This window comes from Paenibacillus sp. P13VS (assembly GCF_015143645.1).
GTDB classification, from domain to species: Bacteria; Bacillota; Bacilli; order Paenibacillales; family Paenibacillaceae; genus Paenibacillus; species Paenibacillus xylanilyticus_A.
Genome location: NZ_WYEV01000004.1, coordinates 753867 through 776760 on the forward strand (window position 1 = coordinate 753867; position 22894 = coordinate 776760).

The 22894-nt window shown below is 49.7% G+C and carries 23 protein-coding genes and 2 riboswitches; of the genes, 10 read left to right on the forward strand and 13 right to left on the reverse strand.

Annotated features, from left to right (window positions below):
• Positions 1 to 7: 7 nt before the first annotated feature.
• The 7 genes from GUA98_RS13120 to GUA98_RS13150 form a co-directional block, all read right to left on the reverse strand.
• The gene (locus GUA98_RS13120; RefSeq protein ID WP_193723289.1) at positions 8 to 847 is read right to left on the reverse strand and encodes a MetQ/NlpA family ABC transporter substrate-binding protein; all 840 of its coding nucleotides are present in this window, start codon (positions 845 to 847) and stop codon (positions 8 to 10) included.
• Positions 848 to 922: 75 nt separating this feature from the next.
• Entirely contained in the window at positions 923 to 1615 is a 693-nt protein-coding gene (locus GUA98_RS13125; protein WP_227779605.1) for a methionine ABC transporter permease, read from the reverse strand.
• Positions 1588 to 2376: a methionine ABC transporter ATP-binding protein gene (locus GUA98_RS13130; protein ID WP_193723290.1), complete on the reverse strand. Its 789-nt coding sequence runs from the start codon at positions 2374 to 2376 to the stop codon at positions 1588 to 1590. The genes GUA98_RS13125 and GUA98_RS13130 overlap by 28 nt, the downstream gene beginning before the upstream one ends.
• Before the next feature lie 130 nt (positions 2377 to 2506).
• Positions 2507 to 4792 (reverse strand): PQQ-binding-like beta-propeller repeat protein, encoded by a 2286-nt coding sequence (locus GUA98_RS30155; RefSeq protein WP_193723291.1) that lies wholly within the window; start codon positions 4790 to 4792, stop codon positions 2507 to 2509.
• A 98-nt stretch (positions 4793 to 4890) separates the two neighbouring features.
• Positions 4891 to 5685, reverse strand: coding sequence for an energy-coupling factor transporter transmembrane component T family protein (locus GUA98_RS13140; protein ID WP_193723292.1), 795 nt, complete (start codon positions 5683 to 5685; stop codon positions 4891 to 4893).
• Positions 5660 to 7183, reverse strand: coding sequence for an ABC transporter ATP-binding protein (locus GUA98_RS13145; RefSeq protein ID WP_193723293.1), 1524 nt, complete (start codon positions 7181 to 7183; stop codon positions 5660 to 5662). The genes GUA98_RS13140 and GUA98_RS13145 overlap by 26 nt, the downstream gene beginning before the upstream one ends.
• Complete coding sequence (locus GUA98_RS13150; protein ID WP_193723294.1) at positions 7184 to 7777, reverse strand: ECF transporter S component; 594 nt, start codon at positions 7775 to 7777, stop codon at positions 7184 to 7186.
• Positions 7778 to 7985: 208 nt separating this feature from the next.
• Positions 7986 to 8096, reverse strand: a riboswitch (TPP riboswitch).
• A gap of 164 nt (positions 8097 to 8260) precedes the next feature.
• On the opposite strand from GUA98_RS13150, the gene GUA98_RS13155 reads away from it, so the two are divergent.
• The gene (locus tag GUA98_RS13155) at positions 8261 to 9211 is read left to right on the forward strand and encodes a copper amine oxidase N-terminal domain-containing protein (RefSeq protein ID WP_193723295.1); all 951 of its coding nucleotides are present in this window, start codon (positions 8261 to 8263) and stop codon (positions 9209 to 9211) included.
• A gap of 182 nt (positions 9212 to 9393) precedes the next feature.
• Here GUA98_RS13155 and GUA98_RS13160 read toward each other — a convergent pair whose 3' ends face one another.
• Complete coding sequence (locus tag GUA98_RS13160) at positions 9394 to 10062, reverse strand: pectate lyase (RefSeq protein ID WP_153977005.1); 669 nt, start codon at positions 10060 to 10062, stop codon at positions 9394 to 9396.
• A gap of 347 nt (positions 10063 to 10409) precedes the next feature.
• Positions 10410 to 11285, reverse strand: a complete 876-nt coding sequence (locus GUA98_RS13165) for a radical SAM/SPASM domain-containing protein (protein ID WP_153980557.1) — start codon at positions 11283 to 11285, stop codon at positions 10410 to 10412.
• Positions 11286 to 11487: 202 nt separating this feature from the next.
• Positions 11488 to 11590, forward strand: a riboswitch (TPP riboswitch).
• 169 nt (positions 11591 to 11759) lie between these two features.
• Here GUA98_RS13165 and GUA98_RS13170 point away from each other — a divergent pair.
• The 7 genes from GUA98_RS13170 to GUA98_RS13200 all read left to right on the forward strand — a co-directional run bounded on the left by GUA98_RS13170 (position 11760) and on the right by GUA98_RS13200 (position 17755).
• Positions 11760 to 12521 carry an ABC transporter ATP-binding protein gene (locus GUA98_RS13170; RefSeq protein WP_193723296.1) on the forward strand — a complete coding sequence of 254 codons (762 nt, stop codon included), beginning with the start codon at positions 11760 to 11762 and terminating at the stop codon, positions 12519 to 12521.
• Positions 12508 to 13320, forward strand: a complete 813-nt coding sequence (locus tag GUA98_RS13175; protein WP_193723297.1) for an ABC transporter permease — start codon at positions 12508 to 12510, stop codon at positions 13318 to 13320. Before GUA98_RS13170 ends, GUA98_RS13175 begins: the two co-directional genes overlap by 14 nt.
• A 93-nt stretch (positions 13321 to 13413) precedes the next feature.
• Positions 13414 to 14481: an ABC transporter substrate-binding protein gene (locus tag GUA98_RS13180; protein WP_193723298.1), complete on the forward strand. Its 1068-nt coding sequence runs from the start codon at positions 13414 to 13416 to the stop codon at positions 14479 to 14481.
• 47 nt (positions 14482 to 14528) lie between these two features.
• Positions 14529 to 15341: a hydroxyethylthiazole kinase gene (gene thiM / locus GUA98_RS13185; protein WP_193723299.1), complete on the forward strand. Its 813-nt coding sequence runs from the start codon at positions 14529 to 14531 to the stop codon at positions 15339 to 15341.
• On the forward strand, positions 15338 to 16150 hold the full coding sequence (thiD, locus tag GUA98_RS13190) for a bifunctional hydroxymethylpyrimidine kinase/phosphomethylpyrimidine kinase (RefSeq protein ID WP_193723300.1): 813 nt from the start codon (positions 15338 to 15340) through the stop codon (positions 16148 to 16150). Before thiM ends, thiD begins: the two co-directional genes overlap by 4 nt.
• Positions 16150 to 16815, forward strand: a complete 666-nt coding sequence (gene thiE, locus GUA98_RS13195; RefSeq protein WP_193723301.1) for a thiamine phosphate synthase — start codon at positions 16150 to 16152, stop codon at positions 16813 to 16815. The genes thiD and thiE overlap by 1 nt, the downstream gene beginning before the upstream one ends.
• A 196-nt stretch (positions 16816 to 17011) precedes the next feature.
• Positions 17012 to 17755, forward strand: a complete 744-nt coding sequence (locus GUA98_RS13200; protein WP_193723302.1) for a MerR family transcriptional regulator — start codon at positions 17012 to 17014, stop codon at positions 17753 to 17755.
• 198 nt (positions 17756 to 17953) lie between these two features.
• On the opposite strand, the gene GUA98_RS13205 is transcribed toward GUA98_RS13200, so the two are convergent.
• Complete coding sequence (locus GUA98_RS13205) at positions 17954 to 18436, reverse strand: hypothetical protein (RefSeq protein ID WP_251641164.1); 483 nt, start codon at positions 18434 to 18436, stop codon at positions 17954 to 17956.
• Positions 18437 to 18629: 193 nt separating this feature from the next.
• Here GUA98_RS13205 and GUA98_RS13210 point away from each other — a divergent pair, with 193 nt between their 5' ends.
• A complete protein-coding gene (locus GUA98_RS13210) occupies positions 18630 to 19085 on the forward strand; it encodes a ferritin-like domain-containing protein (protein WP_193723303.1) in 456 nt (151 codons plus the stop codon).
• Between the two features lie 64 nt (positions 19086 to 19149).
• Here the strand turns inward: GUA98_RS13210 and GUA98_RS13215 are convergent, their stop codons facing one another.
• A complete protein-coding gene (locus GUA98_RS13215) occupies positions 19150 to 19806 on the reverse strand; it encodes a deoxynucleoside kinase (protein WP_193723304.1) in 657 nt (218 codons plus the stop codon).
• A complete protein-coding gene (locus GUA98_RS13220; RefSeq protein WP_193723305.1) occupies positions 19803 to 20426 on the reverse strand; it encodes a deoxynucleoside kinase in 624 nt (207 codons plus the stop codon). The genes GUA98_RS13215 and GUA98_RS13220 overlap by 4 nt, the downstream gene beginning before the upstream one ends.
• Positions 20427 to 20853: 427 nt before the next feature.
• Here GUA98_RS13220 and GUA98_RS13225 point away from each other — a divergent pair, with 427 nt between their 5' ends.
• On the forward strand, positions 20854 to 22593 hold the full coding sequence (locus tag GUA98_RS13225) for a methyl-accepting chemotaxis protein (protein WP_193723437.1): 1740 nt from the start codon (positions 20854 to 20856) through the stop codon (positions 22591 to 22593).
• 81 nt (positions 22594 to 22674) lie between these two features.
• Here the strand turns inward: GUA98_RS13225 and GUA98_RS13230 are convergent, their stop codons facing one another.
• Positions 22675 to 22842, reverse strand: coding sequence for a DUF3934 family protein (locus GUA98_RS13230; protein ID WP_095288604.1), 168 nt, complete (start codon positions 22840 to 22842; stop codon positions 22675 to 22677).
• Between the last annotated feature and the right edge of the window lie 52 nt (positions 22843 to 22894).

Sequence of the window (22894 nt, forward strand, 5' to 3'; positions counted from 1 at the left end):
GCAAATGTTATTCAAACGCCGGAATGGCAATGTCTGCATACTTCTCTTCGAAGAAAGCCTTCACTTCAGGGCCTGCCATGCGTTTGGCCAGCTTCTGAATGGCTTCGGAATCCTTGTTGTCCTCACGTGCAACCAACGTGATGGCAAAATGGGAGTCATCCTTTTCCGTGAACAGTGCATCCTTCTTCGGTGTAAGTCCCAGCGGGCTTGCATACGCCGGTGTCATGGCAACCAGATCTGCATCATCCAGCATACGAGCCAGCATGAGCAGGTCCACTTCCTGGAACTTGAAGTTCTTCGGATTCTCGATAATATCCGCCTGTGTTGCGTTGAATCCTACGCCTTCTTTCAGCTTGATCAGACCGTTTTGTTCCATCATCACCAGTGAACGTCCAATGTTGGAAGGGTCATTGGCAATAGCAACCGTTGCTCCTTCAGGCAGTTCTTCCGTGGTTTTGTACTTTTTGGAATACGCACCGTAGATCGCGTTGTAGATCGGCTGTACAGCTACCAGATTCGCATCATTGGCTTCGTTAAACTGGTTCATGTATGGCACGTGCTGGAAGAAGTTAGCATCAACTTCCTTGTCTTTCAAAGCCGTATTCGGTTGAACGTTATCAGACAGGACAACGACTTCCAAATTCACGCCATCTTCCTTGAGCAGCGGCTTCACAATATCCAGTACATCGGTCATTGGCGGAATCAATGTAGCCACTTTCAACGTCACTTCCTGAGTCGCTTGGCTGCCTTCATTATTCCCCTCCGCAGCAGGTGTCTCTTCTTTTTTGCCGCATGCGGATACAACCAGCATAACTGCGAGCAGCATAAGGATCATTTTTGATTTCATTTTCATTCTAGCCCCTTCATCGTGTAGTCTGTAATGTCATCCTAAATTCTTCTCGCCCTTTAACCTTGTTGGGCCTCAGGATCTGCGATCAAGCCAGCGGGATAATCTGCTTCCGGTAAACTGGATCATCTGCACCAGAATGATCATAATGATGATCGTAAATACCATGATCTCCGTCTCGAACCGCTGATATCCGTAACGAATAGCAAAATCACCAACACCTCCACCGCCGACAATGCCCATCACCGTGGAATAGGAGATAAAACTGATCGTTGCCGTGGTCAGTCCGAGTACGAGACCTGAACGTGCTTCCACATACAAAAATTTCAGCACAAGCTGCATGGTTGATGCACCCATCGACGATGCCGCCTCAACCACACCTTTGGGCACATCAAGCAGTGCCTGTTCAACCAGGCGGGCATAGTAGGCAATCGCAATAACGGAAAGCGGCACCGCCGCTGCCAATGTCCCCATCGCCGTTCCCACAATCATACGCGTGAACGGAATCATGAATACGACCAGCAGCAAAAACGGGAACGAACGAATGATATTGACCAGGCTGCCCAGAATCGTGAACAGCGGCCTGTTCTCATATCGTTGTCCTCTTCGGAACAGATACAGTAGCGTGCCGAGTGGAAGCCCAATCAGGACAGCTGCTCCAATCGAGATGCCAACCATGACAAAGGTCTCTCCGATCGCCTTCCATATCTCATCCTGGTACTTCAATATGGATTCAGGTATCATCGTTCCTCGTCCTCCGTTTCCCATGGCTCCGCCTCTTCACCAGTAAGCAAGGACGTTAGCAAATCCGGCTGTGGTGCAGGAATACTGCGTACTTCCGCTTCCGTTAGCGTTCGGACAATGCGCCCTTCCCTCATCACGGAAATTTGGTGGCAGAGTCTGCGCGCAACCTCCATCTCATGCGTAACCAGCACAATGGTCACACCCAGAGTTTCATTCACATGGCGCAGTACATCCAGAATACCGTTTGTTGTCTGAGGATCGAGCGAAGATGTTGGTTCATCGCAGAGCAATACATCAGGCCGGCTCGTAAGAGCCCTCGCAATAGCCACGCGCTGCTTCTGTCCTCCGCTTAACTGGGCGGGATATTGTTTCGCCTTATCCTCGAGACCCACGAATCTCAACACCTCAAGTCCACGTTCTTCCCGTTCACTCCGGGAAACACCCGCCAGTTCAAGAGGCATGCATACATTGCCAATCACCGTTCGGTTGCTCACCAGATTAAAGTGCTGAAAAATCATGCCGATGGAACGACGCGCCTGACGAAGGGCTCTTTCGCTCATCCGGGTCAGCTGCTGTCCGCCTACGGTTACTTCACCGGAGTCCGGTTTTTCAAGCCCGTTCAGCATGCGAAGAAGCGTTGATTTGCCCGCACCGCTGGAACCAATGATACCGTGAATCTCTCCCTGTCCCACTTCAAGCGAGACAGAGCTTAACGCCTCGAATCCCTGGTCAGCCCGGGACCCGCGTTCGTTATAACGCTTGCTTACGCCGTATAATGAAATCATGGAGATTCCTCCTGCGATTAATCATGCATGGTCCTTCGAGAACACATGAAGAAAGCCCGCACAGCCGATAACCGGAGCGCGAGCAATCCTGTTCATTTATAATAAAGCAACATTCTGTGTGAGACAAGCCTTAACGAGAGATATCTGTTTTTAAATCGTTTACATGATACAAGCTGAATCTGCCGTTCGAAGAACCGATGTACATTTCATCACCTATCCGATTTATTGTGCCATTTTTGGCATCCCGATCCCGGTGTTCCGGCGATCCCATGACCACGTCATGCACTCGGCCGACCAGTGTACCATTCTCTTTGTTCATGATCAGAAGATCCTCACCCATGGGTAACAGGAGTTGGTCATCGATAACCAGGTAACTTCCCTGGTTGGTAGGGTATCTCAAGGAAGAGATGGTATATTGTGCGTCCCAGCGTGTTTTTCCCGTTTGATAATCCAGTGCGGCCGGATATCCGTTCTTGATTACATATAGTTGATCGTCTGCCACAAGCCCTCGCTCAACCTTGTCGTTTAACGTCCATCGTTTTTTATCGTTCTTGGCATCATACAGCGTCGTTGTAAAATCAGAATAATCGCCGTAATGCTCACCTTGCTTATTCTCGCGGATCAACAGCATGCCATCATTCAGCACTTCGAAGCGCTGTCCGTTCCGGGCTTGAAAGTGAGCAAGTTTCTTGCCTGAATTCAGATCGACCAACACCCACTGATCCCCGAGCAGCATCCAGCGTTCAGGCTTTGCCTCTGCAAATGGATCAAGACGGGTGATTCCGTCGAAGTACGGATCATTCTCGATATGATCCACAGTAGGCTTACCGGTTTTGATACTCCATACCGTACGACCTGATAGCGGGTCAGCTGCAACCAGTTGATTTTTCTCCCAATACATCACATACGGTTCAGCTGCTGTCTGGTTGAACAATTGATATCCCGCACTTAACTTCTTAGTCCAGAGGGTTTTGCCATTAGAACTGTTCAGCACAGTGATCCGTCCCTGACTGGAGCCTTCCGCAACCGGGCTATCCACCACCACAACATTCTCCGCAGCTGTAATCCCACGAAGTGAAAGTTTGGAGCCGGTTTTGTACTCCCACTGCACTTTCCCATCCGATAGTTTAATGTGACGTATGCGATCCTTGTACTCCTTATCTCCCGGAGCATAGGACGTAAAAATCGTCACGCCCTCGCGCTTCGCATCCAATTGCGCTTGGAGTGCACCGAAGCCTGCATGGATTTCCCACACATTTTCCCCGGTATGTCGATCAAGGGCGTACACGGATTTATCATAATGCATGCCGCTAAATCCACCGTCGTCTCCTTTCATCAGAAGCACATCCGCTGTTGCTGCTTGCAGAAAGGGATAATTCAGCTTGCCCTGATTGGTCCATGTGGATTTCCACGGTAACGTTGTTGGGAGTGTTTGACCAAGAATTTTGGTTGTGAACTGATAGTCGTCCGAACGACTAAAATGCCAATCCGAAGGGACCACATTATTACGATCATCCACCGGGATGTTCCAGCGTGTCTGCACCAGCTTTCCCGTCTTGCTAAACGTGATCAGAAACTGTGCGTCTTCCCGCTCATATCGCCAGGTCTGTCCAATGCTCATGGAAACATGGGTTTCATTCAGATTCTGGGAATGCTCTTTCCAATCCGGCTCGCCGAGCCACTGGGCAGCTTGTTTTGAGGTCGTGCTTTTATCTAATAAAATATCCGTCAGATGACGCACATCCGCTGTAGACATGGAGGCCTGTTTCCCGAACCAGCCGTCCGTTACGTTCACGCGCTGCTGTACGTCCTTCGCCTTAACCCACATTATGGCTGGACGGTATACGTTCGACTCTTTGTTCCAGGTCCGCGGAGGTACGGAGACACCATACCAATCCTTCGTCGCTGCAACAATTAGCGCATGATCTGTTAGAGAACGGGCAGAAGGCCAGCTTGTCTGGCTTCCAGGATAGAGATACAGTTTACTTCCCTCCCGGAGTGTAAAGTTCTGCGGAGTGGACCTTTTCATCGTCTGGCTTTCCTTGGATGCGTACCATCCCGGTACCCAGAAACTTCCGAACTCGCTATGATTCAACCTAATCCATTCTCCGCGAACAACCTGTACTTTCATCTTCTCCCCGCCGGAGGTATATGTAGATATTCTCATCAGATCAATGGGAACCTTGTGATCAACCGTTTGGTTATACATAGGAAGGCCTTTTCCCAATGTGACAGTTTCTCCAGCTTTATAGGTTATGGCTGCCGATAGGGCTTGTGTAACTGATTCTGGGGCTTGGCCTTCACGGGCAGCCACATTCAGATCCAGCAGCATGTATCCTGTAACGATCACAGCAGCTGCTCCGGTAATGGTGATCCACCTGTAACCCTTTTTTCGCCGGTTCCCGCCTGTCTTCACGTTGGTTCACTCCATCCATTTGAAGTTATTTCCATTAAAGACGTTTTGAACAAGAAAAAGTTACTGTACTGCCAAAATAAAATGTCTGTCCCTTCTCTTCATCTGACATCCAGCATCGCCGGGTAATAAGGGAATTGCCAACCTAGCGTGTAAGCCATAGTAAGGGTTGCTATAAAATACAACACAAAATACAGATCCGCCCGGGAATACCCGGTCTGGATGTAATACGTCCGGCTCGCGCCGTCCGCGAATCCTTTGGCCTCCATGGCGATGGCCATGCGCTCTGCACGCCGGATGCTCTGCGCCAGCAGGGGAATCGCATACCGCTTCAAGGTTCCATAGACGTTCCAGTATGAGACACGCTGCTGCGTACCGCGGATGCGAATGGCATAACGCAGCGTCTGGAATTCGTCCAGCAGAATGGGAATCATGCGCATGGCGGCCAAAAAGCTATAGGCATACTTGGGCGGCAGACGCCACTGCTGCATCAGCGAGTAGAATAGACGAACCGGACGTGTGGTCAGGCCAAACAACAATCCCGCAGCCGCCATGCTCAGGGAACGGAACCCCAGGTGCAGCCCGCGATAGAAGCTCTCTTCCGTGATATGTATCAGTCCATATTTGTACCACATCGTCTCGCCTTTACCAAACATCATCATGCCTGTGGATGTGGAGATAAAGATCAATATAAAAGGCGAAGCATAGAGCAGCAGCCGATGCCAAGGATGACCCGTCCAGCATAACAACAGAAGCATGACAACCGCTACATTGATCATGACGTTCAGATTGTGAACAAGAATAACCAGGATAAACATCAGGGTCAGGAAAATAACTTTTAGGCCCGGATTCACGGCGTGCAGCCAGGTTTCAAGATGAGGAAACGACAGCTGCATGCGTAACCCTCCCCTCTTCTACAGTCCACACTTTGGTACAATATCGGTTCACGATCTCCTGATCATGTGTCACCATGACAACAGCCGTCCCCGCGCGACGCAGGCGCTCCAGTTGTCCCAGCATGGCAAACGTATTACGTGCATCCTGTCCGAATGTGGGCTCATCCAGCAGTAATATCCGCTGTCTGCGAACCATAGCAGAAGCTACACTGAGACGGCGTTTCTGTCCCATCGACAATTGATACGGGTGCCTCCCAGACAGCTCCCTGAGTCCAAATTGCTCCAGCATTTCAATGCTTCTGGCCCGTCGCTCTTCCGCAGTAAGTTCTCCGCCGAGCAAGGAAAATTCCACCTCATCCAGAACCGAATTCGTAACGAATTGAAATTCCGGATTCTGAAACACGAATGCAATGCGGTCAGCCAGCTCTCTGGTCCTGCCGGGCCGTTGTCCTTCAACACGATAATGCCCCGTCGTCTTCAGGATATTCATCAGGGAAAGCAATAATGAACTTTTTCCAGCGCCATTAGCTCCAACGATTCCTACCCAATCCCCGTGAAATACGTCAGCATGATCGATCTGTACAACCGGATTCTTCCCCCGCAGCCCTGTGAATTGCCTCAATTCGAGTGCCGGATGGTGTGCACATGATTCCCTGGAATCATCTTCTTCGACTTTTGCGCAATTGCCGGATCCGGACTCCACATGCTTAAAGGCATCTTGAGAAACCTGTCGCTTCGCTTCAACCTTCCGAGCTCCACGTTCCTCCCATACTCCCGGATACCAGATGCCATACTCTTTGAGCATATCCCTCTCGTTCGCAAAGACCTGATCTGCCTGGCCGTCAGCCACAATCTTTCCTTCGGGTGATAGCACGATGATTCGGTCAACCACATCCACCACCTCATTGATTTTGTGTTCCACGATAATGAGTGTCTTATCTTGTGCGACCTGCTTCACCGTATCCCATACCTGCGTGGTTCCCTCATCATCGAGCAGTGCAGTTGGTTCATCCAGAAACAGGACATCCGGCTCCATGGCAAGAATAGAGGCAATCGCAAGGCGCTGCTTCATCCCCTGGGACATCGATTGAATCCATGCACGATTATGTTCAAAAGAAAGGCCAACGAGCTCCATATAATGTTGAATCATCTCAGGCATCCGGTCCCTTGGGATATTCCGATTTTCAAGCACAAACGCAATCTCTTCATCTGTATAGGACATGCAAAATTGGGTATCCGGGTCCTGGAATACAATGCCTGGCTGAATCGGCACCTGAATCTCATCACATTTCATCGGGATCTCCACGGAACGCGGAATAAGACCGCTCAATATTTGCAGCAGCGTGGACTTGCCTGAACCACTTGGACCGAGCAGCAGCACTTTTTCCCCTTTACGCACGGAGAGAGACAAGCCCTGAAATACCAGGTCCTGCTCTCCCGGGAACTTGCACCTTAGATTGGTAACGCCTACCGCCTGCATATTCCCTTCTCCGTTCATTTAGTCCAGTGCCTCATAATCCTGCTTGGAGACCGGTCTCAATGACCGGGTCACGCCCGTGAGTTCAAGTGCTTTCGCAAGATAATACGCAAACACACCTGCAATCAGAATGCTTCCAATGAAGCGGAAACCGATAAACAATGTGTAATTCCACGTCGATAACGAGTCAATATAACCATACTGGTAATCGAGCAAAAGCGAAGCTGCTGCTGCCCCAATGGCTGCGAGACAGGTGACGAACAGATTCGTTTTGCGGTACAGAAATGCGGCGAAGAAGATCTCTGCGCCCAGCCCCTGTAACAGACCGTATACCAAGGTGGACATCCCCCATTCACTCCCGAGAAAAGCACTGACGGTTGAGGCTGCTACTTCAGCCAGAATGGCCACCCCCGGCTTGCGAATGATGACATAGGCGAACGTGCCCGCCATAAACCACATGCCATAGATCATCTGTTCCGCATGCACGCCGAAAGGCTTCATCAGATCATACGTCGGTCCCCATATTTTGTAGATGACCCCGAATACAACCGCGATCACGATTGTCACCAAAATATCGGTTAACCTCAATTTGTTGCTGCGCACTGTTGTTGACATGTTCTCTTCTTCCTTTCTCTGCTCCCCATAAGGTTATGAAATGAAAATAAAAAAAGCCTCCCCGGTTCCGGGAAAGCTTGCGCGTATAGTGGTAAATATCATGATTGGAGTAACTCAGAATAAAATGAAATCCGGTTCATTTCACGAGGGAAGCCTGCTTCCGCTCGCATTCCGAGATCAACCGTTCCATTTTCATTCCCCAAGTTACCTATCATGAATTCATGTTCTCTACGCTGGCATTACCCAGATCAGATATACGGTCAGCGGCATAAGGCCCCAATCTCAGCCCAACTTCATTGAGCTCCCGGTTCACTTTATTTCATTGCTACTAATGTACACTACATGGGTATTTGTGGCAATAACATATAGGTCGAACAAGGTTTCACTCTGGTGAATTCCGTTTAAAGAAAGGGTGCCAATTCCATTAATATGAAACATTTAGGAGATATTAGCCGTCTATAGACGTGAAAGGGGATTGATGATATGAATACAACCAATACAACCTGGCAGCAAAAAAAGTGGAAATGGATCCTTGCCGCTTCGATCGTTACCGCAGGAACGGCACCTGCACTGATGTCATCCCATGTAGTGGAAGCGGCAGCGATACACCAGCCTACAGCCTATATTAACAATGTTCCTGCCGAATATGATGTGGTTATTCGCCAGGGAGTTACGTATGTGGCGCTTACGGAACTGAAATTTCTGGGTGACTATACTTTCGGGTACAACAACAAAACGAAACAAATCAGCATTAGTACAGGAAGCGACAAGTATATACTTACCCCTAACAGTAAAATCATTAAGAAAAACGGAAAGGATGCGGCGATGTCCTCTGCTCCGATTCTGGTAAATGGCAAAGCCATGCTGCCGCTTCGTGCAATCGGTGAAACCTTCGGTGCAGAAGTTCGATGGAGTCAGGCTGCCAAGGAAGCTTATATCTATACGCCAGATGCATCGATTATTGAGGAATACAAAAGTGCTGACCTGACCATTGCACGTGAGGCTGCGCTTCGTCTTCCGCGTTTTTCGGATTTAAAACAGGCACGCCTGGACATCCGTAATCCACTGGGTCCTGTCGACTCATCGATGACTTACATTTTTGAAAAAGGACAGAAGGACCGCTTTTTCATCAACGAAAATAATGATCTCATCAGTTACTACGAAATCAAAAATGGAACTGCCCTGCTGAAATGGCAGGCCAACGTGGGCAGTGCAGCCGGAACAATCGGAGATCTGTTCTTCATCAAAACCAAAGCTGTAGCAGAAGCTGGGAAGCGCCCATCGGTAGCAGGCCAAACTCTTGTATCGTTTAAATACTCTCAGATGCTGGAAGAGACTTCCTATGAGGTCATGAACAAGTCTGGTTCCATTGATTCAGGTTCCTCTGCCCCGCAGAAAGACAAAATCATCGTTGCCGTTCCAGAAGAAAACTAAGTACTACTGAGAGATAGCAAAGAGATAGCAGAGAATGCAGCATTTTTCAAAATCTCTTTTATCTCGTTTTATAGTAAACGCAAAAAGGCATCCTTGAGGGTGCCTTTTTGCGTTTATTATAAAGAGGAATTCTGAACATGAGCCAACTGTATCCTCTTTATCTTCCGGTTGACATACGATCCTCAATATTGCGTATTCCCCGATTGACTTGTTTTACCCGATGCGAATCCCTTGAACAGGGTAGGCACTTTGGAATAACGGGTATTCGTTATTTTGCCGACCGTAGAGCTGCTGTCTGTGCGCAGAATGGAATCCTTCACATTGGAAATGTTGGAGCTGTCCACGTTCATGGTAACCGCGTAAGAGGTTCCCCCATTTTGTCTTACCAGTTTGCCGATATCATCAGCTCTGAAGTTTTTGATGTTAATTGTCCCCGAAGCGTTCATCTGGAACACCTTATCATATGCCTTGTATGCTGCACCACCCGTAATGTTAACCGTACCCGAGGATTTAAGCGTGAGTGCATCTTCACCGACATCATTCCAGGTTACATTCTGAATATTGCAGTTGCCGTAACAATGGACGCCATCGGCTGCCGGTGCCTCGATCACTACATTTTTCAGTGTAGCTCCTGCCTCAAGACGAAAGATTGGTTTTTGGTTCTCGGCCTGACTGCCGTCACCCAATGTGTTTGGGTCTGCGGCAACACTCTTTCCTTTGCCATCATAAGTCTCACCTGCTTTGACAATGATCGTTGTCTTCACAATTTCGGGAGCAGCGGACACGGGTAATGCACCAAATACAGAAGCGACCAGACCAGCAGAGAGCAGCAGCGATAACATTTTTCTCATACGTAAATCCTCCCTTATACGAATATATTGGTGTACAAGCCAGCTTGTCTTCCCGGATCCCTTAAGAGGTGCACCTCTGTTCTGGACCCTACCCTGATCCTACCAAAACAGGAGTGTAATGATAATAATCATTAGATTAGATTTCCAATTGTCGGCATGATTCCTGCATTCTTCGCATTCTTTGTCGATCCATTCCGCATGGAATGTGCTGATCTTAACTTTCGGTATGCTTCATTTAAAGTCTGTAAAAACTGCAGAATTCTAGCCGAAAAATAAAAAAGACCACGTCATCTGTTTCCAGACAACATGATCTTAAGCAAGAACAATTCATTTTCCAACTTGCTTGACTAGGCTCCGAACCGCTGACGATATCCGCACTTCCGGCATAGTTCCTCCACAGCTTCCCGCTTGGAAAAACCATAAACCAGATTGTTCGCCCGCTCGCCTTCGACAATCTCCGAGAAAGACTTCTCATGGACGTTACCGAGATTGATGACACCTTCACCATCAAGGCAGCACGGAACAACCGTGCCATCCACAAGGACGGCCGCCTGACTGCGCAGCGCATGACAGAAGCCTTTGCCATCATCCTCTGGTGCATCCAGACTTGGCCACTGGAACTCGTGGTCCTGATTGAGATAGACATTCGGTGCAATTTTGACGCCGCTGCCTGGAACCACCTTTTCCTCAATGCGGAAATCCAGGTTGAACTCGCGCTCCAGGACCTCCAGTGTTTCCCGGTTCCGATTCATCTGGGCATTCGTGAAGTTATCCTGCGTTAGATTCCAGAGCCGGAACGAGATGATAACATTGTGCTTCACAGCTTCCCTTGCAAAAGATAGAATGTTGCTGAGGTATCCCTCACGGTCCGTCGATCCCTCATGCCCGTCAAAGCTGTGCAGCGAGAAGTTCATTTGCCGCAATGCCGGTTTGCCAAGCAGCTTATGCTGGGTCTTGGGCAGCAGCGTTCCGTTCGTTGTTATGTTTACCTTGAATCCCTTCTCGTGTGCGGAATCCAGTAACACATCAATTTTGGGGTGAAGTAACGGCTCCCCTTTGACATGCAAATAAATGTGTTTGGTATGTGGCTTAATCTGATCCAATATATTGTTGAAGACTTCAGGGTCAATGAATCCTTTGGCACGCTTGGTCTGCGGACAGAAGCTGCATGCCAGGTTACATATGCTAGTAATTTCAATATATACTTTCTTGAACGTTTTCAACTCGGGGTCCCCATTCTGCTTAGGAGGGAGAACAGTCCCACCCTCATTTGTAATCCGGCCCATATGTGCCATCCCCATTATATCGGGTTAGGAAGCCAAGGTAAATCCGCGAATGGGTTTAACGTTTAACTTTTGCCTCTAAGCCCTCTTTACATCTCGCGTGAATGTGATATATGCTGTGTACACAACTGCATATCTTGAACGATTGCACTAGGGGAGCCTTGCGGCTGAGACGAATGAATGTATTCGGACCCTTTGAACCTGATCTGGATCATACCAGCGGAGGGAAGTGGAGCGGACTTTCAGTTAACGGATTTTTTTCATATTCATATGAACATGAATGTCGGTTGAACTTAACAGGCCCACTCATTTCTCCGGAAATGAGCGGGCTTTTTCGCGTTTACTTACAACAGATCGCAAACAACGTGCATTTCCGTTCAGGCAGTTTTTATTCCAAGGGGGTCAAGGAACCAGATGAGCAACGATGTACAGATTGACAACATGACCTTTACTTTTCCGGATCAGAGACATTCCCCCGTGCTCTCCAATGTATCGATGTGTGTAAAAAAGGGAGAATTCGTCTCGCTAATCGGCTCCAGCGGGTCGGGCAAGAGCACACTCTTCAAGCTGCTCGCAGGCTTGCTTGAACCGACAGACGGCACGATTGAAATTGCTGGGGTGCCGCCAGGACAGCGACTCGGGCGAGTCGCCTACATGCCGCAGAAGGATCTGCTGTTATCCTGGCGGACGGTTATGGAGAACTGCCTGCTTCCCTCGGAGCTTGCCCCGAGGAAGCAGGACAAGGTGAAGCTGCGCGCTGACATTATGGCTGGACTCAACAGATTTGGCTTATCCGGCTATGAGCATGCCTACCCGGATGAACTGTCCGGCGGCATGAAGCAGCGGGTTGCCCTGCTGCGCACATTGTTGACAGGAGGACAGCTGATGCTGCTGGACGAGCCCTTCGGCGCGCTTGATGCCATGACTAAGCGGGAGATGCATCGCTGGTTGCTTGAATTGTGGGAAAGTCTCGGCAAAACGGTGCTGTTCATCACCCATGATATCGAAGAAGCCCTGTTATTAAGTGACCGGATCGTCCTTCTCACGCCTGGCGGTCGGCAGTTGCTGGACATGAAGGTGCCTCTGCCCCGTCCGAGACATTCGGACATGGTCTACGATCCGGATCTGATACAGATGCGACAACGGTTGGAGGATCAACTACATGCGAAGCCTTAGCATCAGCAGATGGTTTGCCCGCTATGGCCTATTCGCTGCGCTTCTCCTCCTGATGCTGGCCTGCTGGGAATGCATCGTGCGATTAGGATGGGTCCCTTCTTTCATCATCCCTGCACCTACATCGATAGCGAGTTCTCTAGTTGAGCATCGGCATCTGCTCCTGGGAACCCATCTGCCTGCCACATTGATGGAGGTAGCAGTTGGCTTCGGCTTGTCCATCGTGGCCGGAAGCGCTCTGGCAGCGGGCATGCACCTCAGCCGTTCGATTGAAAAGGCGCTGTATCCCTTCATCGTAATCAGCCAGACGATTCCACTGATTGCCCTGTCTCCTGTATTCATTCTGTGGTTTGGCTACACGCTCTGGAGCAAAGTCGCTGTGGTGTTTCTGATCGCATTCTTCCCGATTGTGGTCAGCACCTATGATGGTCTCCGTCAAGGTGACCCGGAACAGCGCGAACTGCTGATGACCATGGGAGCAAGCAAGTGGGATCTGTTCCGCAAGCTTCAGGTACCTCTTGCGCTGCCCTCTTTCTTTTCGGGATTGAAGATGTCGGTGGTGTACTGTGTGGTCGGCGCAACTATTGGCGAATGGCTCGGAGGCAGCAAAGGTCTTGGTTATTTCAGCCGCAGAATGTCCAGCAGCATGAATACGGATGCGATGTTTGCCTCCATTCTGCTGTTATCCCTGCTGGGCATCGGTCTGTTCGTGCTTATTGCCTGGCTGGAGCGAGTCCTCGGATTGAAGCGGAATGCAGACCATGCACGCAGAGGAAAGTCGATGAAAAGGCAATCGCAATGAGATAACAAGTGCTGCTCCTTCCTGCTTATCTCTTTGAAACATATCAGCGATTGGAACCAAACAAAAAATGAACGAAACGAGGCCCATTTATCCATGAGAAAAAAGAAACTCATTCACATCCTGCTTCCTGCCCTCATCTGTTTATTACTGATCGTCAGCGGTTGTGGCAATACGGGTGCGAACCCATCATCATCCGATTCCGATCCCCAGGTACGGGGCACAGATTCAACAACAACCGAATCGTCGTCTGGTGACCATGATTCATTGTCCATCATGCTCGACTGGTATCCGAACGCAGTCCATTCCTTTATATACGCAGCACAGGAGAATGGATATTTCGCAGACCAAGGTCTCGATGTGGACATTCAGATGCCTGCCGATACGAATGATGCGCTCAAACTTGTAGCCGCTGGCAAAGTGGATCTGGCGCTGAGCTATCAGCCGCAAATTTTGCTAGCCCGTGGAGAAGGCATTCCCGTACGATCCATTGCCGCTGTCGTTCGGCATCCACTCGTTCATCTGCTGACGGAAACGGACGGGAAGGTGAACTCACCCAAAGATCTTGAAGGACTGACGGTAGGGTATTCCTCCGTTCCCCTATATGAAGCCATGGTGCGTACGATGATGAGTCAGGATGGCGGCGATCCGGACCGCATGAATTTGGTGGATGTCGGATTTGATCTGATCCCTTCGCTGGCCTCCGGTCAGGCCGATGCAATCATGGGTGGTTTTATCAATCATGAACAGTTGATTCTCGAGAAAGAAGGTCATCCAGTCAAGTCCATTAACCCCGTCGATTACGGCGTGCCGGATTATTACGAACTCGTTCTTACAGCAAGCGACGAGGGAATTGAGGCGAAGAAGGATCAGCTCACCCGCTTCGTCAAAGCGATCCAGGAAGGTCAGAACTATGTGACCGAGCATCCGGATGAAGCATTGAACATCCTGCTCACACACGAAAATGAGACGTCCCCACTGGATCAGGAAATTGAAACAAAGAGCCTGGACATTCTGCTTCCGCTCATGACTGAAGAAGGTATCCCGTTCGGCTGGCAGGAACCTTCCTCCTGGGATAACGTGCGGAAGTGGCTGGTACAACGTGAATTGATTCCGGATTCGGTACAGGCCGAGGATGCGTTTATCAACTTGCAGGAGAAGTAAAAAGTACAGTTGCTACAAAATAATCGCTTATCAGGAGGGAATTTCAAATGTCATATCTGGCACGCGTTCGTACTCAAAATCCACTGGTTCACAATATCACCAACCTCGTGGTTGCTCCCTTTACGGCCAACGGTCTGCTCGCACTGGGCGCCTCTCCCTTCATGGCCTACGCACATGAAGAGGTAGCCGATGTTGCTAAAATGGCCGGAGCGGTCGTGCTCAACATTGGCACACTCGATGACCAGGTTGTCCAGGCCATACGCCTCGCCGGACAATCAGCCAATGCCCATCATGTGCCAGTTGTACTTGACCCGGTGGGAGCTGGCGCTACGGCTTATCGCACGGATACGGTTCAGATGCTCGTGCGCGAGCTTCGACTTACCGTACTGCGGGGTAATGTGGCGGAAGTAGCCAATGTCATAGGCGAGAACTGGAGCATCAAGGGTGTCGATGCAGGCCAAGGCGAAGGTGACCGCACCGGGATCGCCGAGCGGGCAGCACAGAAGCTTGGCTGTGTTGTCGTTATCACTGGTCGCGAGGATGTCATTACGGATGGGCAGACCACGTTCCTGACGCAAAATGGGCATGCCCTGCTCACCCAGGTCACTGGCGCAGGATGTTTGCTTAGCTCCATCATCGGTGCCTTTGCTGCGATTGCACCGTCTGGGGAAGAATTGCTAAGCAGTGTTGTTGAAGCCCTTGCCTTCTACGGCGTTGCAGCCGAGATCGCAGCAGAGCGCACAGCCAACCTCGGGCCAGGCAGTTTCCAGATCGAGCTGTTAAACCAGCTTGCGCTGGTAACTCCGGACGTGCTTGCACAGCGGGCACAGGTGCGACAGCTTGGCGGTGATCCCCAATGAGTATGGCGCAGGCACTCACGATTGCCGGGTCGGATAATGGCGGTGGGGCCGGCATTCAGGCTGATTTGAAAACCTTTCAGGAGCTGGGCGCGTACGGCTTGTCTGTTATTACTGCGGTTACCGCACAGAATACACTAGGCGTTCAGGGAGTCTATCCGGTTCCTTTGGAAGGTATTGCCCAGCAGCTCGATTCCACAGGTGAAGATTTCCAGCCCGGAGCGGTAAAAACAGGTATGCTTTTCAGTGCACAAACCATTCGCTTGGTTTCTGAGAAATGGCGGCAATTCGGCTGGACCAATCTGGTCATTGATCCGGTCATGGTAGCGAAAGGTGGTGCCCCGTTACTCCAGCAGGAGGCGGTGCACGCCCTGATCACGGATCTGCTTCCACATGCATTAATCACAACACCGAATATTCCGGAAGCCGAACTGATCACCGGAATGACCATCCGCAATCTGGCCGATCGTGAAGAAGCCGCCAGACGAATCGTGCACATGGGCTCTGCGTATGCTCTGGTCAAAGGCGGACATGCTGAAGGTAACGGGATGATTGTTGATGTGCTCTATGACGGCACGTCCTTCCATTATTTGGAGAACGTACGCATTGTGACACGCCACACCCATGGGACCGGATGTACGTACTCTGCCGCCATCACGGCCGAACTGGCCAAGGGCTCGTCTGTGCTGGCTGCGGTAACAACCGCGCGAGCTTTCATTCAGGCAGCCATTGAGGATGAATTGGGGATTGGGGCCGGACACGGGCCAACGAATCATTTTGCGTATCAGCGCAGACAGCGGGGTGAGCAGTGATGCGCAGATGGGATGTCGAGGCGGTACGCCAAGCCATGCAGGTGTACCTGGTGATGGGCAGCGTGAATACAACGCTGGACCCTGTGGATGTGCTGCGCCAAGCGATCGCTGGCGGCATCACGCTGTTCCAGTTCCGCGAGAAGGGAACTGGCGCCCTTGTTGGCGAAGCCCGCATCACGCTGGCGATGCTGCTTCGCGAGGTGTGCAGCCAGCACGGAATTCCGTTCATCGTGAACGATGATGTGGAGCTGGCTGTGGCAGTGGAGGCCGACGGCATGCATGTCGGCCAGGACGATGCGGACGCGGCGCTGGTACGCGCCCGCATCGGAGCCGGGCGGATGCTTGGCGTATCCGCCCACTCCGTGGCTGAGGCGCGCCGGGCCGTGCAGGCGGGCGCCGACTATCTTGGCGTCGGGCCCATGTACCCGACGCGGTCCAAGGCGGATGCCCACGCTGTGCTGGGTCCCGCCGGGGTGGCGGAACTGCGCGCCGCAGGCATCGCAGTTCCGGTGGTGGGTATCGGCGGCATTACGCCCGATACCACGGCCGCCGTGATGGCGGCAGGAGCCGACGGCGTAGCCGTCATCTCCGCCATCGCGGGCGCGGCCGATGTGCGCGCAGCGGCTGCGCAGTTCGCTGCGGCGGTGCGCGGGATGCAGGCATAGCCATGCCTCCCTGCACCGCCTCCCCTCCCCACACGCTGGGGCAAGCTGCCCCTACCAGCATGACTGCCTCACCGTTTACCCAACATCATTGTTCTATGTTGTTCTGGATGCGACCTCCTGGCTCGCATCTTTTTTTGCCTGTTGACTCTCACGTTACGTGACGCTATACAATCGGTGGTGTAAGGAGGTGTTGATCATGGCCATGAAAGTCAAAGAGGTTGCCGAGCTTGCCTCGATCAGTGTGCGCACACTGCATCATTATGATGAGATCGGATTATTGACCCCGGACGAAGTCACTTCAGCTGGATATCGGCTGTACTCGGAAGCCAATCTGGAAACACTGCAGCAGATTTTATTTTTCAGAGAGCTTGATTTCTCCCTGAAAGAGATCAGAAGCATTATCACGAACCCTTCCTTTGACCGGGAAGAAGCACTGAAGATGCACCGCCGTATTTTGCTGGAAAAGCGTCAGCGACTTGATCAAATGATCGCCACCATTGATCGAAGCGTTTTGCATATGAAAGGAGAGATACACATGACAACGAAAGAACAGTTCGAAGGATTCGACTTCAGCAAAAATCCGTATGAACAGGAAGCCAGAGAACGTTGGGGAGACGAAGCTGTAGAAAAAGCAAACCAAAAACTTCAGGGCAAATCTGCCCAAGAACAGAAAGCCCTGTCCGATGAAATGAATGAAATTTATACACGGCTGGCAGCACTTCGTCACACAGACCCTGCCTCAAACGAGGCTCAAGCAGGAATCGCCGAATGGTATGCCTATCTGAACAACATGGGGAACTATTCCCCGGAGGCTTTCAAAGGACTTGGACAGATGTATGTGGATGACGAACGCTTCACGCGTAATATCGATCAATTTGGCGAAGGCTTGGCCCTGTTCATGAGGGAAGCGATGGCGGTCTTTGCTGATCGTAAGAGCTAATGCTATATGCCTTTCTCATGAAATCCGATCCTACTACAAGTATAAAAAAGGGACGTACGCGATAAGCGTTACGTCCCTTTCCCTGTATCTCAGCCGCAATGTGATGGACCCCTTCCGGCCCTTCACTCTGAGTACTTTTTAAATGATGTAACCAGTGACTACATTGCACCGTTCTGATTACTGAGGCATTGTTCCCTATTAAGCTCTTGGCGCTTGATCGGATGACGAAGCCGTCGATGCCAGGCTTGTCTTCGCCATGCGTCCAGGAATCTGCCATGCAGATACAATAGCCAGTACGATGAACAACAGATCGATCGGCTCACTGAAGTAATCGGTAATGGTTGCGAAGAACTCGCGGATGATCTCAACATCAAACGCCAGTTCCATCATTCCGATATCTCCGAACAACTGGGATGTAAAATAAACGACGGTAAGATACTTACCCAGCAAAATGCCGAGAAGTGCGAAAATAACCGCAATGATTTTATGTACCGTTGCAATCCGTTTGTTGGAGAACAACACAACCGCATACCCCGTAAGTGCCCCAATCAAGATAGCGATAAGCCCAACCTCATATTCGGTTGATGCTGCAATTGCTGCCCACACGGCTCCCCCTACAATCGCTGCAATCAACCCACCGATGATCGGCAAGCCAATTCGGATTCCTTGTTTCTCTTCCACGTGCTTTTCCCTCCTGAGTCATGCTTATGCTTATTTTCCAGAATTCACCTTTCTTATGAAACCACAAAATGTACTCTCTTTCAACCATTTTTCTACAATCTTAGTGCATGGGGTTCATTAACTTTGAAACAGGCACACCCGCCCAACATCGGCATAATCTATTTCAAAAGCCATAGAAAAGGAGCTCTCGCCCATGTATTATGTTCCATATTATCGAAATGACAGCATGCTCACTGCTCAGATTGCAAAGGCCATTAATGGAGAATCGTCAGCTATTGCCTGTTATGCCAAACTGGCTGAACTCGCACCTACAGAGGAACAAAAAGCACGTATTTTAGAGATACGTCAGGATGAGATGAAACATCTTCAAGTTTTTATGGCTATCTATGTATCCTTAACAGGCATGCAGCCCACCGTTCAAATTGCTCAGGACTGCCCATCGGAATATATTGCGGGTCTAAACTACGCTTTCAAAGACGAACAGGAAACCGTAGAATTTTACGCTGATGTATCTGATCAGGCAACAGACCCCTATATCCAAGCAGCGTTTAAGCGGGCAGCCACGGATGAACAGAGACATGCCGTCTGGTTCCTGTACTATCTGACGCAGCATAAGTCATCCCTGCCAATAAAGAACGACTCTATCTAAAAATAAATAACCCCCTCTTTGCCGTACACAGCTAAGGGGGGGCATAACGAAGCCATTCTTATTATTATCGTTTTGCTTCTTTGGACGGCTGAATGACTGCAGCAATCTGTGCCAGAATGGCATCTACTGAAGCCGGATCATGTACATCATACTGATCAATATTCAGTCGGAGTACCGGACAAGCCGTAAACTGATCAATCCATACCGAATAACGTTCATGCATATGTTCCCAATACGAGCGGTCGGTCTGAATTTCCATTTCACGTCCACGTTCCGTGATCCGGTTCAGAATGGACGGCAGGCTGCCTTCCAGATAGATCAACACATCGGGATGAGGGAAATACGGAGTCATCACCATCGCTTCAAACAAACTGCTGTACGTTTCGAAATCCGTGGCTGACATCGTGCCCTGATCCGCATGCATTTGCGCAAAAATCCCCGTATCTTCATAGATGGAGCGATCCTGCACGAACCCCCCGCCAAGCTCGAAGATCTTCTTCTGTTCCTTGAAACGCTCCGCCAGGAAATAGATTTGCAAGTGGAAGCTCCAACGCTCGAAATCGTGATAAAACTTCTCCAGATACGGATTATGATCGACCTGCTCCAGAGAGGTCTTGAAGTTCAACCGCTGCGCAAGTGCTGCCGTTAACGTGGACTTGCCCACGCCAACCGTACCTGCTACCGTAATTAATGCATTCGCCGGAATGCCATAGTTATTCATTGGATATACTCCTTTACCTGATTAACAATCTGCCTGAAATGTTCAGGATGCTCCACAAAATCCAGCTGCTCCGCATTGACTTTAATAATGGTTGGCGGGTTCGTGCTTTCCGCCAGGTAGGCCATGCCTGTTTTGTAATCCGCGATCAATTGTTCCATGTATGCCGGGTCCATATCCTGTTCAAAGGAACGTCCACGTTTGTTAATGCGATACATCAATGTATCCAGCTCGGCTTCGATGTATAACACCAGATTGGGTTTAGGCAGATCGTCGGTTAACAAGTGATAGATTTGACGGTACTTGTCCCGTTTGGTCCCTTTCAGGGTACGTTCGGCAAAGATCATATTTTTGTAGATATGATAATCCGATATGACGGGAGTATTTTGTTCAATGTAGTGCAGACCTGTGTCTTCCAATTGCTTGAACCGGTTGCATAGAAAAAACATTTCAAGCTGGAAGCTCCACTCATCAATATTTTGATAGAAGGAAGCCAGAAAGGGATTCTCTTCTACTATTTCCTTTACCAGCGGAAGGTTTAATTCCTTGGAAAGCATCGTTGCCAGCGTGGTTTTCCCTGCTCCAATCGCACCCTCCACCGCAATAAACGGGGCTGAATTCATCGTGTTCCTGCTCCTCCTCGACCTCATGCGTGTTTCCGTTTCTGTACAGACCTCACCTATTGTATCACAGCCCGTAGAGTCGAAGGCCAGTATTTTATGTAAAGTCAGTCTCTATTGAATATCCCTCCTGGGAAAGGCCAGATTACACCATACGATGAAGAGGTCTGTTTGCATAATGAACCATTTTGTTGCTCCTATTCCTCTCCAGACTTTCTGAAAAACGCGAAAAAAAGCTGTAAGTTTTAGTACTAAAGCATCATTTTATTTTCATTCCTAACATTCATATGACTTTATTACGATATATTCCATGAATACGATATGTCTGGAGGTCCTAGAAGAGTCTGGAACGATTCACATATACGAATAGATCAATTTAACCAGAAAAAAGGAGAGAAACAAGTTGTTAGCTAAGATTCGATGGAGTACCATGCCTTTCTTTGCCAAAAACCTCGTTATATCTTTCGGTAGTATTATGTTGATTGGAATCATCCTGATTACAGCTGGGTATCAGCTGCAGAAAAACGTACTCAGCCAGCAGCTCTATGATCAGGCCAAAGTGACCACCCAGAAGTGGTCGGATGATCTGGACACAGCCAAGGTGCTTGAAGCCATGAATGAAAAAAGCTATGACGGTCCGGTGCAAAAAGAACTGCGGGACTATCTGGATTCCATCCATGAACTGTATCCCAACATTGCCCAGACCTATATTTTTGGAACTGAGCTGGCAGAAGGAAACCAAACGTCCATCATCGCCGTTCCGACCAACCTAGTTCAGCCTTTCGAAGAATTGAATCTGGCTGTAGGCTCCATGTACCCACTCCCACAAGAAAACGTGAAAGCACTGGAAGGTATGAAGAAAGATGGGCAGCCTGCACTAAGCAGCTTTTATACAGACGAATATGGAACCTGGACTACCATTATGTATCCGATCAAGAATGCTGCAGGGGAAATGTACGCCGCCATTTACTTCGATGTCGATGCCAACGCAATCCCGAGTGGTCTTCATAAACTGATTACATACAGCAGCATGTTCCTTATAGGTTTCCTGCTTCTGTTCATGATTCTGCAATATGTCCTGTTGAAGAGAACGTTAACTCCGATACGTAACCTGATGAAGGGCATCGATGTTGCAAGCTCGGGGAATCTGGATGTTTCCATCCAGACAGGACGAGATGATCTGGGGATCATTAATCAGAAATTCAATACGATGATTGAACGCTTCAACGATACGATGTCCAAAGTCCAACTGACTTCACATCACCTGTCCAACTCCTCCAAGAAATTGCTGGAGATCTCGGAAAATAACAATGGCAATATTCAAATGATCAGTACAAATATTCGGGATATTTCCCTTGGCCTTCGCTCTCAGGACCAGGCCTCTGTAGAAAATGCACGTGCCATGACGGAAATGTCCACCGTTATCCAAACCATCGCGAGCAGCTCTTCGGAGGTTGCCGATGAAGCGCAGAGCATGGAACAGCGGTCCCAATCGGGCCATAAGATTATGCAGCAAGTCATTGAGCAGATGGATCTCATCTCGGGAGCCGTACAACACACATCCGAGTCCATCCGATCTTTGGAAAACCGTTCCAATGAGATTAGCGGTATAGTGAATCTCATCACTGACATTGCAGGACAAACCAATTTGCTTGCCCTGAATGCTTCCATCGAAGCAGCACGTGTGGGTGAAGAAGGAAAAGGATTTGCCGTCGTGGCAGGAGAAGTTCGCAAATTGGCAGAACAATCGCAGCAATCCGCCGATCAGATCCGCTCGTTAATCGACGATATTCAGCGGGATATCGCGCAGTCCGCCGAAGCTATGCAGCTTGGTTCACGTGAGGTAGATAAAGGTTCTCAGGTTACCCGGGAGACAGGTGAATTCTTCGGCGATATCCTGACAGCCACGAACAAAGTTGCGAATCAGATCCAGGATATCTCCAGTTCGACGGAGGAAATCTCCGCCAGTACACAAGAGATGTCTGCAACAGCAGATGAGCTGTCCGCAAGTGTCAGCAAGGCAGCTAACAGCAGCAAGCAGATTGAACAGTCAATCGCTGAGCAGGAAGCTTCCATGGCGTCCATTGTCAGTGCTTCGGATGAACTCTCTGCCGTGTCCAAGCAGCTGCAGGAGCTGATTTCATTCTTCAAAGTTAAACCAATGAATTAATCGAATATACGATCCATTCACAAAAAAAGAGATCTTCCGTATTCACGGGAGATCTCTTTTTTTATCTTATCTTGTGCCCATTTACTGGGACTTGTCACTTGAAGTTTCGGCATCGTCTTTCTTCTTCGTGCCTTTGCTTTTATAAGGCTTTGGGGCACTTTTCGCCCGATTGGCACTGGCTTGCCAGCGATTCCAGCCTTTTTTGCCAGTACCACGGCCCGTGCCGCCTTTACCCTTTGCTTTGCTCATGTTATCACTCCAATAATCCTGTATATGCTTAAAAATGACCGTCCTCGGTACC